The organism is Nonomuraea antri (assembly GCF_013283785.1).
GTDB lineage: Bacteria > Actinomycetota > Actinomycetes > Streptosporangiales > Streptosporangiaceae > Nonomuraea > Nonomuraea antri.
Map to the genome: position 1 here is coordinate 1 of NZ_JABCPZ010000301.1, position 11,283 is coordinate 11,283.

Here is an 11,283-nt window from a genome sequence, read left to right on the forward strand (position 1 = left end):
CGCCCGCCCAGGCCCCCACCGCGACCCCCTCCCGCGGCGGGGGCCTACCTTTTCCCGCGTACGGGCGGGGGTCCGCCGTCAGACAGTGCCCCGTCAGACGGCGGTCCGCCGCGACGTGGTCTCCGCCAGCGACTCCATCGCCAGCCGCTCCCTGGAAGCCAGCTCGTGCAGCAGCCCGGCCGCCGCGTCCAGCGGCCGCTGCCGCCCGGTCTCACCGGCCTGCCGCAGCAAATCCGCCAGCTCCTGCCACTTCGGCGTCACCGCCGCGTACGCCTGATGTCCCGCCTCCACCGCCGGATCGCCGGTGAGCCGCGCCGCCTCGGCCAGGAAGTCCGCGTACATGCTCCTGAACAGCGCGGTCTCGTGCTCCACCTGCGCGGCCGTCTGCGTCAGATGGGACGTCGGCCCGCGCTCCAGCCACGTCGGCAGATGGTTCGCGGCCTTCTCCATGCCCGGATGGCCGAGGTTCTGCATCGGCGGGTGCAGGAAGGCGTCCGCGGTCGACTCGATGGCCTCCAGCACCGCCTCGGTGCGGTCGGTCTCCCCGCACGGCCCCAGCGTGTACGACAGGTTGTGCGAGGTCATCGGCCCGGTGGCGGTACGCGCGTGTTCGAGGCTGGTCAGCGTGGTGTGCACCCGGGTGCCGTGGTCGGCGGTGTCGACCAGGAAGGCCCGGGTGTCGTCGTAGCCGGTCATCGCCACGTAGTGGGCCCCGTTGTGGTACCGGCCGGCGAAGTAGTCCAGGTGGAAACTGTCGAGGCGGAGCCCCACGGGGGTGCCGGCGTCCAGGCTCTCGCGGACGTTGGCCCAGGCGGCGATCGGCGAGGACGTCTCGCGCGTGTCGAGCGTGAAGCCGAGCGCGTCGGCGAGCTTCTCGGTCAGCACGTGCGGTTTGACCCGCCCGCCCAGGAAGGGCGCTTCCAGGGCGGGGCTGTCCCAGTACACGAAGCTCAGGCCTTCGCCCAGCCCGAACAGCATCGGCTCGGACAGCTCCACGCCCGCGTGGCGCAGCAGGGTCCCGGCCGTCGTCGTCTCGGAGTGTCGGCCCGCGAACGGCGGGACCACGTCAATCAGCACATGGGGCATGTGCCCGCTGAGCGGGCTTTACCGGTGGGTTGGGTGATTCAGCGGCCGAGCTTGGCGGAAATCTGACCGGCGAGGTTGCGCGGCACCAGCCGGCCCAGGGCGACGATCGCCTTGTAACGCAGGTCCGGCACGGAGACGCGGCGGCCGAGTGCCAGGTCGCGCATGGCCTCCTTGGCCACGGCGTCGGCGTCCAGCCACAGGAAATCCGGAATGCCCGACACGTCCATGGAGGCTCGCTGGTGGAACTCGGTCCGCACGAAACCGGGGCACAACGCCATCACCCGGACCTGCGGCTCACGCAGCTCGGCCGCGGTGGACTCGCTGAAGTTGACCACCCACGCCTTCGACGCGCTGTAGGTGCCGCGGGTGAAGAACGCCGCCACGGACGCCACGTTGATCACGCCGCCCCTGCCGCGCTTGCGCATGCCGGGCAGCGCGGCCAGCGTGAGCCGCAGCACCGCCTCGCAGTGCAGCTTGAGCATCCGCAACTCGTCCTCGACCGGCACCTCCAGGAAGCGGCCCGGGTGCCCGAAACCGGCGTTGTTCACCAGCAGGTCGACGCCCTCGCGCAGCCGGGACTCCACCAGGGCCAGGCCCTCGTCGCTCGCCAGGTCGGCGGGCAGCAGCTCGACGCTCACGCCGTACCGGAGTTTGAGCTGGTCGGCCGTCTCGGCCAGGCGGCTCTCGTCCCTGGCGACCAGGACGAGGGTGAAGCCGTCTGCGGCCAGGCGGCGGGCGAAGGCGGCGCCGAGCCCGGCGGTCGCACCCGTGATCAAAGCGGTAGGCATGCACTGAACCTTAACGCCCGCCCTCGCGGCGTGGGAGGATGAGCCCCGTGCGCCTCGTCGTGGCCGGGCTCCTCCTCGCCCTCACCGCCTGCTCCGCAGCCCAGCCCCCGGCCCGCACGTCCGCGGCCCCGCCACCGACCCCGCCACCGGCCACGTCCGTGACACCCGCCGAGGCGGAGCCGGAGACGCAGGAGCCGACGTCCGGCAAGCTGCGCTTCACCGAGATCGCCAGGCTGGAACGCCCGGTCGCCTTCGCGGTGCGCAAGGACGACCCCACGCTCTACATCGCCGAGCAGGGCGGCAAGCTGCGCACCTCCACCGGCGAGGTGGTCGTCGACCTGTCGGGCGAGGTGAGCGGCGGCAACGAGCAGGGCCTGCTCGGCGTGGCCTTCCATCCCACCGGCCGCTGGCTCTACCTCGACTGGACCGACTCCAGGGGCGCCAGCCACATCACCGAGTGGGCCTTCGACGGCGCCCGGGCCACGGCCAGGCGCGACGTGCTGGTGCAGGAGCAGCCGTACGCCAACCACAATGGCGGCCAGCTCGCCTTCGGCCCCGACGGCTACCTCTACATCGCCTTCGGCGACGGCGGCAGCGCCGGCGACCCGAACGGCAACGGCCAGAACCTGGGCACGCTGCTCGGCAAGATCCTGCGCATCGACCCGCGCGGCAAGCCGTACCAGGTGCCCGACGACAACCCGTTCGCCGGTGAGCGCGGCGCGAAGAAGGAGATCTGGGCCTACGGCCTGCGCAACCCGTGGCGGTTCGGCTTCGACCGCGAGAGCGGCGACCTGTGGATCGGCGACGTCGGCCAGAACGCCTGGGAGGAGGTCGACCACCAGCCGGCGAGCTCGAAGGGCGGCGAGAACTACGGCTGGAACCTGCGTGAGGGCACCGAGCGCTACCGCGGCGAGCGCGGGCGCGGCCTGACCGAGCCGGTGATCACCTACCCGCTGAACGAGGGCGGCAACTGCTCGGTCATCGCCGGCTACGTCTACCGGGGCGAGAAGATCCCCTGGCTGCGCGGCAGGTTCCTGTACGGCGACTTCTGCGCCGGCTGGGTGAAGGCGACCCCGGCCGAGCGGCCGGACGACGGCGCCGAGGTGGGGCGGGTGGAGCAGCTCTCGTCCTTCGGCCAGGGCCACGACGGCGAGCTGTACGCGCTCAGCCTGCGGGGTCCGATCTATCGGATCGATCCCGCCTGACCTGCTCGATCAGCTCTTCCACCTGGGTGTTCAGCCGGGCGCCGCGCGTCCAGCCGGCGTAGTGGGTCAGGAACACCACGACCTCGCGCAGCTCGCTCTCCGACAGGTCGCCGCGCAGCGCGGCGTCGAGCTGGACCTCCACCTGGTCGTCGATCCCCTGTCCGACCAGCAGCCCGAGCAGGAGCAGACGGCGTTCCCGCACCGTCAGGACGTCTCGGGCCCAGAGGTCGGCGAACTGCCGCTCCGCCGTCATGCCGTAGGAGTCGACGGTCTCCATCGCGGGTTCAGTCATTGTGCGCTCCGGGTGTCCGGTCGGAAGGGGGGTCCTCACATCCTTCGCCACTTCTGCAGCTGAACCAATGGTGTTGGCTGGAACGTTGTACAGCGGGCGACGGTGAGGTCACTGGCACCATCCGGGCGGACATTTTTGATCTGTAACAATTAAAGCCAAGGTTCGGCCAAGATTTGGTCAAGATTTCTCACCGTACAGTGGGCTCATTCTGTCTGAAAGCGGGCACAACAACTGCGTTGGTCCGTAAAGCGGAGGTAAGCCCTGGTGAAAAAGACACGGGCTTTGGTCGCGCTCCTGACCGCGATCTTCACGCTGTCGGCGTGCGGACAGCCGGAATTCACCTACGTGCGAGATCGGGACGGCACCACCTACTTCAAGGTCCCGGCCACGTTCAGGCAGCTCGACTCGGCCCCCATCGAAAACTATCTGTCGGACGCCCAGCCGGGATCCGCCGCCGCGGCACTGCGCGCGCAGCGGGTCTGGTCCACGGCCTTCGACCAGGCGGCGAAGCCCTCGGTCAACCATCTCCTCGTGTCGGCGGACCCGTTCGTCTACGCGACCGTGCACACGCTCACCGAGGCGGAGCGGGACGCGGTCTCGCTGAACCGGCTGCGCAACTTCATCCTCCCGGTGACGGACGACGTGCGCATGCTCTACCAGCAGCGGTCGCTCACGTCCGGCCGGCCGCCCCTGCTGCGCAACTTCGAGCCACTCGGCGATGAACTCCTCGAACTTGACGGAGGCGCCAAAGGGGTCAGGGTGCGCTTCAACTACCAGATCGGGAACGACATCCAGACGTTCGACCAGACCGCCCTGATCGACGCCAAGGGCGAGAAGGTCTCCGTCATGCTGATCCGCTGCCAGTCGAGCTGCTTCGCCAAGCGCAAGGCGGAGTTCGACAAGATCGCGGAGTCCTTCAAGCTGCTCCGGCTGCCTGGATGAGGGAGCGCCATTGACCACCGCCAACCACCATGAAGGGCTGCGCGCCCCCGGCAGCGGGCCCTCCGACCCGGACGCCGTGACCAGGAAGAAGATGCAGTTCTGGGACCGGAGCAAGTTCCTCATCGGCCTGACCGTGGCGTTCCTGGTGCTCGCCTGGAAGGTGATGGCCGACCACCAGGGCATCATGCCGTTCACCGACGCCATGCGGGCGATCGCCGTCGAGCATCCGTGGATCTTCTGGCTGCTCGGCGTGGAGGCGCTGCGTCAGACGCACTTCCTCGTCAGCGAACGTTCGGCGGGATATCACCGCTTCTGGAGTCACCGGATCTTCGGCGGCACCGAGCGCTGGGCGCACCGCCGCTTCGACGACTGGACCCGCTACCGCCTCTCGCGCGCGGTGAAGATCGCCTTCTGGATCACGCTGATCGCGCTGGTGCTGGGCGCCGTCCTGGACACCAACCCGATCACCGCGCTGCTGCAGGCGCCCGCGCTGCTCTGGCAGGCGATGCCGTTCATCGTCCAGATCGTCTTCCTGTTCTTCGTGATCATCATCCAGTTCGTCGGCCTGTTCTGGTTCCTGTCCAGGGGCGGGGTGGAGACGTACTTCCCGGACGACATCAAGACCCGCTTCCGCGACGTGTGGGGGCAGGACCACGTGGTCGAGCGGGTGCAGGAGAACATCGTCTTCCTGGAACGGCCCGACGAGATCGAGAAACGCGGCGGGTACGTGCCCAGCGGCCTGCTGCTGTGGGGCCCGCCGGGCACCGGCAAGACGCTCATGGCCGAGGCGGTGGCCGGGGAGACCGGCAAGCCGTACGTGTTCGTCGACCCCGGCGCGTTCACGAACATGTTCATGGGCATCGGCATCCTGAAGGTCAAGACGCTGTTCAGGAAGCTGCGCAAGCTCGCGCTCAGGTACGGCGGCGTGATCGTCTTCTTCGACGAGGCGGACTCGCTCGGCAAGCGCGGCCGCCTGGCCCAGCAGGGCCCACCCGGACAGGGCGGCGGCTTCTCCGGGTTCTCCGGCTGTCATGGCGTGAACTACCTGTCCGAGGAGACCCGCTCCGTGCTGGCCTTCCGCGCCAGGCAGGAGGCCGGGGCGGCCGGGCGGGAGTCGGGCGAGCACGGCCTGCGCCAGCGCTTCATGATGGGCGGCGGCATGATGGGCAGCGGCGACCCCGGCACGCTGCAGGCGCTGCTCACCGAGCTGTCCGGGCTCAAGAAGCCGCGCGGCTTCTTCAACCGGCTGGTCAGGCGGCTGCTCGGGATGCGGCCCAAGCCGCCGCCCAAGTACCGCATCCTGGTCATGATGGCCACCAACCGGCCCGACGCGCTGGACGAGGCACTGCTGCGCCCCGGCCGCATCGACCGGATCTACAAGGTCGGCTACCCGTCCAAGGCCGGGCGGCTGCGCACCTACCAGGGCTACTTCGACAAGGTCGAGCACGAGCTCACCCTCGACCAGATCGACAAGCTGGCCACCATCACCCCGTACGCCACCGGTGCGACGATCAAGGACCTGGTCAACGAGTCGCTGATCACCGCCATCCGCGACGGACGGGAGATCATCACCTGGTCGGACGTGCTGCGCGCCAAACGGCTCAAGCAGCTCGGCCCGCCCGAGGACGTGGAGTACATCGAGCGGGAACGGCACGCGGTGGCCGTGCACGAGGCCTGCCACGCGGTGGTGGCCTACGTGACCCGCTTCCACCTGGAGATCGACATCGCCACCATCGAGAAGGGCGCCGACTACCTGGGCATGGTCGCCTCGATCAAGCCCGAGGACCAGTTCACCCGGTGGAAGTCCGAGTACGAGGCCGACATCATGGTCTCCCTGGCCTCGCTGGCCGGCGAGCGGATGTTCTTCAGCGAGGACAACTCCTCAGGCGTCTCCGGCGACCTGCACTCGGCCACGTTCCTGACCGCGCTGATGGAGTCGTACTGGGGCATGGGCTCCGGCGTCACCTCGCTGCCCGCGCTGCAGGAGCTGGAGATCATGGGCGGCAAGGCCATGCGCAAGCAGCCGAGCCGCGGCGGGATCGGCATCACCGACAGGGAGCCGGCCAGGTCACAGCCCGACCCGGCGCCCGACGTGCTGGGCGAGCGCATCGAGTTCAACCTGGTGCGGCTGCTGGAGAAGACCGAGCGCCTGCTGCAGGAACACCGCAGGGACGTGCTCTGCCTGGCCCACGCCCTGGAGACGCACAAGACGCTCAACGGCGACGACGTGGTGGCGATCATCGAGCGGTCCACCGGGCCGCTCATCGACGGCACCGTCTACGCCTCCGATGAGCTGTACGAGGAGCTGGAGGAATACCACCGCGACGCGGCCAGGGCGCACAAGGAGCACAGCCGCATCGAGCGGGACCTGCCGGGGCAGGCGGACGAGCCGGCCGTCGAGCCACGCGCCGCCGCGGCGGCCGTCCAGCTCGGACAGGTCGGACAGGTCGTGCAGGCCGCGCAGGTCGAGCAGGTCACGCAGGTGAGCGCGGTCGTGACACCCGTCGCCGGGCAGCCGGAGTTCGTGCCGTGGGCGCCCGCAGCCGGTCCAGGCCCGGGCCCGGGGCCCGCGCCCGTGCTCGTGACGCCGGTGGCCGGGGTCCCCGAGCCGCCGCTGGCCGGTGTGCCCGTGGCGGCCGCGCCCGAGAAGCGGCGGCGGCTGGGACGGCTGTGGGTGCTGACCGCGAGCCTGCTCGGGCTCGTGACGCTGGCCGTCATCATCGCGCTGGCCATGACCGGGGTCGTGGCGGGCTCGGCGGCGAACCTGGCAGGACCGTCCATGATGGCCGCGCCCGGGCTGCTGCTGGTGCTGTTCGTGCTGGTGGTCGCGGTGATCGTGGGCGTCGGGCTGGCGCTCGGCGTCATCCGCGGCGTCCGCGCCGCGCAGGCCAAGGCCGAACGCGAACGCGACCAGGCCCACGCCAGGGCCCAGCTCCTGGCCGCGGCCATGGACCCCGACACGGCCATGCGGCTGCTCGGCTACGACGGAACCGGGACGGAAGGGAGAGCCTGACCGGAGACGCGCTGATCGCCCGGTCACCGGCGGCCGGGCGATCAGACGCGGATGCCGAGACGGCCGATCGGCTCGACCAGTTCCTCCTCCTCGTAGGCGAAGTGCGACGACAGCACCGCGCCCAGCTTCTCCACCCTGGCCCGGACCCGGTCCAGCCGGGCCGGGTTCTCGATCAGCTCGACGCACGCCTCGTCCAGCCTGGTCAGCAGGCCGGCGATGATCTCGTGTTCCCGCTCCAGCCTCTTGATCACCGGGACGAGCGCGGCGTCACGCCCGGCCAGGGCGGGGAACAGGGAATCGTCCTCGATCGTGTGGTGCACGGTCACCAGACGGCAGAACGTCGCGCAGAACGCGCCCAGCGTCCAGTGGTTCTGCCGCATGGACAGCCGGTTGATCAGTGAGCGCAGCGCGGCGGCGTCCAGCGCGCCCGCGGCGACCTGGTCGACCGCGTCCCTGACCTGGCGCAGCTCCTGGCGGTAGCCGTCGTGCACGTCCACCAGGTGGCGGCCCTGGGCGCGCTGGGCCGGGGTGAGCATGCCGGGGTCGTGCTTGGGCGCGCGCGGGCGGCTCGCCTCGTCGAGCGCGGTGAGCGTGACCGGCCGCACCAGCGGCTCAGGCCGTTCGCGCCGCTCGTCCTGGACGGCGCGGCGCACCGCCGGGGCCACCTCCTCGGCGAAGACGCGCAGGTCGCGGTCGGCGTCCAGGCCGGGCGCCAGCACGAAACCGGACATGCCCAGCGTGAGCACCAGCTCGGTGAGCTGCTCGGCCCAGAGCCCGGGCGGACCGTCGAGGAAGCCCGGGCCCGCCAGCGGCGAGAAGCTGCCGCTCACGTTGTACACCTTGTGGATCGCCGCCGGGTCGCGCCCGGCCTCCCCGGCCGCCGCGTCGAGCACCTTGACCTGCCGCGCGACCGCGTCGGGCGGGCTGTAGAAGGACGAGGTCAGCCAGCCGTCGCCCATCCTGCCGGTCAGCTCCAGCATCCTGCGCTTGCTCGCGCCGACCCAGACGCCGATCGGATGGGTGGGGAACGGGCCGGGTCGCGCGCCGTCGAGCCGGTAGTGGCCGCCCTCGAACGTGACCGGGTCGCCCGGCGTCCACAACGCGCGCAGCACGGTGATCGCCTCGGCCAGCGCCTCGATCGATTCGGCGGGGGACAGGCGGCGGCCGCCCATCCCCGCGATCGCGTCCCAGAACGCGCCCGCGCCCAGCCCCAGCTCCACGCGGCCGCCGCTGAGCAGGTCCAGGGACGCGGCGGCCCTGGCCAGGACGGCGGGCGGCCGCAGCGGCAGGTTCACCACGTCGGGCACCAGGCGCACCCGCTCGGTGCGCTCGGCGGCGGCGGACAGCAGGGTCCAGGTGTCGAGGAACGCCGACTGGTAGGGATGATCCTGGACGCCGATCAGGTCCAGGCCGAGCCGGTCGGCCAGCGTCACGTGACGCAGCAGCCGATCGACGCCCGCGGCCTCGGGCGTCAGGAACGCGCCGAACCACACTTCCATGACGAACCCCCCTGAACCGATGGTCGCACGAGCCTGTCGATCACGACTGAACCGCCTGGCACTGGTGCGCGTTAACCGGGTGTGCGCCTCTTCATGCCGATCGCCCTGCTCGCCGCGTTGCTGAGCGGCTGCGGAACCCGGTCCTGCACGCAGATGGCCGCGCCGCCCGGCATCGGCCTGACCGTCGAGGCCCCGCTCGCCGACCGGGCGCGCGACGCCGCGCTGGAGGTGTGCTGGGACGGCTTCTGCCGGCGTCCGCGGGTGGCGCTGAGCCAGGCCACCCGTCCGGGCGCGCAGACCTGCTCTGACGGGGCCTGCGCCGTCACCGCCGTCCCCGCCCCGCAGCGGGTGGGCTTCGGCGACGTGTCCGGCCTGCCCAAACGTCCGGTGCGGGTCAGACTGACCCTGCTGGACGCGGCCGGCGCGACACTGCTCGACCGGACGATCCAGGTGACCCCGCGCCCGTTGTACCCCAACGGCCGCGACTGCGGCGAGGACGGCCCGGCCACCTCGATCACCGTCCAGGCCGACGGCACCCTGAGCGAACGCTGAACGGCCCGCGACCGCTCGGTGCGAGCCGCCGCCATGGCATTTCGATGACGCTCACGCGACGCGATTAACACGCCGTTCACATTCGGGCAAAAAGCGGGAAACGGCCGTCCGCAAGACTCGGCGTGGCTGAGAGAAACCCCGAAAGGACCGACGTGAGCTACAAGGCTGAGTACATCTGGATCGACGGCACCGAGCCGACCGCCCTGCTCCGCTCGAAGACGAAGATCCTTGCCGATGGCGCGGAGCCGCCGCTGTGGGGTTTCGACGGTTCCAGCACCAACCAGGCCGAGGGCCACGCCTCGGACCGCGTGCTCCGCCCGGTGTTCACCTGCCCCGACCCGATTCGCGGCGGCGCGCACATCCTGGTGCTGTGCGAGGTCGAGGAGACCGACGGCACGGCGCACAAGAGCAACACCCGCGCCCTGCTGCGTCCGATCGCCGAGCAGTTCGCCGCGCAGGAGTCCTGGTTCGGCATCGAGCAGGAGTACACGTTCTTCAAGGGCAGCCGCCCGCTCGGCTTCCCCGAGGGTGGTTTCCCGGCCCCGCAGGGCCACTACTACTGCGGCGTGGGCGCCGAGGCCGTGTTCGGCCGCGAGATCGTCGAGCTGCACCTCGACCGCTGCCTCGCCGCCGGTCTGGCCATCTCCGGCATCAACGCCGAGGTCATGCCCGGCCAGTGGGAGTTCCAGGTAGGCCCGGCGGGCCCGCTCGAGGTCTCCGACCACCTGTGGGTCGCCCGCTACCTGCTCTACCGGACCGCCGAGGAGTTCGGCGTGGAGGCCACCCTCGACGCCAAGCCCGCCCGCGGCGACTGGAACGGCGCCGGCGCGCACACCAACTTCTCCACCAAGGCCATGCGTGAGGGCTACGACGCCATCATCACCGCGTGCGAGGCGCTCGGCGAGGGCGACAAGCCGATGGAGCACGTCACGCAGTACGGCGCCGACATCGAGTCCCGCCTCACCGGACACCACGAGACCGCCCCGTGGAACAAGTACACCTACGGCGTCTCGCACCGCGGCGCCTCGGTGCGCATCCCGTGGCAGGTCGAGGTGGACAAGAAGGGCTACATCGAGGACCGCCGCCCGAACGCCAACGTCGACCCGTACGTGGTCACCCGCCTGCTGGTGAACACCTGCTGCGCCGCCCTGGAGAAGGCCGGCCAGGTCTGACCCGCCGCCGTCACGTGAACGCGGGCGCCCGTCACGGGCGCCCGCGTTTCCTTGTGTACGGTAGTCAAAGTTGAGTAGCGGGGGAGAGGCTGAGGAGCGGGGAGGGCGCGGATGTCGGCGATCCGGCTGCTGGTGCTCGGCGCCGTGCGCAGGCACGGCCGGGCCCACGGCTACCAGGTACGCAACGACCTGGAGTTCTGGGGCGCCGACGACTGGGCCAACACCAAACCGGGCTCGATCTACCACGCCTTGAAGCAGCTGGCCAAGCAGGGGCTCCTGCACGCGTACGAGATCGCGCCGAGCCCCGCGGGCGGGCCGCCGCGCACCGAGTACGAGCTCACCCCGGACGGCGCCGCCGAATACTTCACGCTGCTGCGCGAAGCGCTCACCACGCACGACAGGACGGACCTGCTGGCGGCCGGGCTCGGCTTCATGGCCGACCTGCCGCGCGCGGAGGTCGTCGGGCTGCTGCGGCGGCGGATCGAGGCGCTCGCCGGGTGGCGGGCCTCCGTCACGGAGCACTACACGCCCGCGGACGGGCCGCAGCCGCTCGGGCACATCGGCGAGATCATGCACCTGTGGGTCCACTCGGCCGAGGTGGGGGCCGCGTGGACGCGGGGGCTGATCGAGCGGATCGAGGGCGGGGCCTACGTGTTCGCGGGCGAGGACGGCGACCCCTACGCCGGCGTCCTCGCCGAGGACCCGGGCGATCCGGGCGATCCGGGGGATTCGGG

Annotated in this window: 10 protein-coding genes; 6 read left to right on the top strand and 4 right to left on the bottom strand. The window is 70.9% G+C overall.

All coding sequences use genetic code 11. From position 1 onward, the window contains the following. Positions 1–93: 93 nt before the first annotated feature. A complete protein-coding gene (locus HII36_RS49485; protein WP_173530358.1) occupies positions 94–1,077 on the bottom strand; it encodes a BtrH N-terminal domain-containing protein in 984 nt (327 codons plus the stop codon). A 47-nt stretch (positions 1,078–1,124) separates the two neighbouring features. Further along, positions 1,125–1,874 (bottom strand): SDR family NAD(P)-dependent oxidoreductase, encoded by a 750-nt coding sequence (locus tag HII36_RS49490; RefSeq protein ID WP_173530359.1) that lies wholly within the window; start codon positions 1,872–1,874, stop codon positions 1,125–1,127. Positions 1,875–1,921: 47 nt separating this feature from the next. Between HII36_RS49490 and HII36_RS49495 the strand changes: the two genes are divergently transcribed. Beyond that, positions 1,922–3,079: a PQQ-dependent sugar dehydrogenase gene (locus HII36_RS49495; protein WP_328808247.1), complete on the top strand. Its 1,158-nt coding sequence runs from the start codon at positions 1,922–1,924 to the stop codon at positions 3,077–3,079. Here the strand turns inward: HII36_RS49495 and HII36_RS49500 are convergent. Beyond that, a complete protein-coding gene (locus HII36_RS49500; protein ID WP_173530361.1) occupies positions 3,039–3,371 on the bottom strand; it encodes a carboxymuconolactone decarboxylase family protein in 333 nt (110 codons plus the stop codon). The two genes, HII36_RS49495 and HII36_RS49500, sit on opposite strands and share 41 nt — an antisense overlap. 264 nt (positions 3,372–3,635) lie before the next feature. Between HII36_RS49500 and HII36_RS49505 the strand changes: the two genes are divergently transcribed. Then, positions 3,636–4,313: an LptM family lipoprotein gene (locus tag HII36_RS49505; protein ID WP_173530362.1), complete on the top strand. Its 678-nt coding sequence runs from the start codon at positions 3,636–3,638 to the stop codon at positions 4,311–4,313. 10 nt (positions 4,314–4,323) lie between these two features. Then, positions 4,324–7,326, top strand: coding sequence for an AAA family ATPase (locus tag HII36_RS49510; RefSeq protein ID WP_217370932.1), 3,003 nt, complete (start codon positions 4,324–4,326; stop codon positions 7,324–7,326). Positions 7,327–7,367: 41 nt separating this feature from the next. On the opposite strand, the gene HII36_RS49515 is transcribed toward HII36_RS49510, so the two are convergent. Next, positions 7,368–8,825, bottom strand: coding sequence for an LLM class flavin-dependent oxidoreductase (locus HII36_RS49515; protein WP_173530363.1), 1,458 nt, complete (start codon positions 8,823–8,825; stop codon positions 7,368–7,370). A gap of 93 nt (positions 8,826–8,918) precedes the next feature. Here HII36_RS49515 and HII36_RS49520 point away from each other — a divergent pair, with 93 nt between their 5' ends. The 3 genes from HII36_RS49520 to HII36_RS49530 all read left to right on the top strand — a co-directional run. Further along, entirely contained in the window at positions 8,919–9,377 is a 459-nt protein-coding gene (locus HII36_RS49520) for a hypothetical protein (RefSeq protein WP_173530364.1), read from the top strand. A gap of 152 nt (positions 9,378–9,529) precedes the next feature. Then, complete coding sequence (gene glnII / locus HII36_RS59005) at positions 9,530–10,549, top strand: glutamine synthetase (protein ID WP_173530365.1); 1,020 nt, start codon at positions 9,530–9,532, stop codon at positions 10,547–10,549. A gap of 111 nt (positions 10,550–10,660) precedes the next feature. After that, the coding region (locus HII36_RS49530; protein WP_173530366.1) for a PadR family transcriptional regulator at positions 10,661–11,283 on the top strand (623 nt) is incomplete at its 3' end.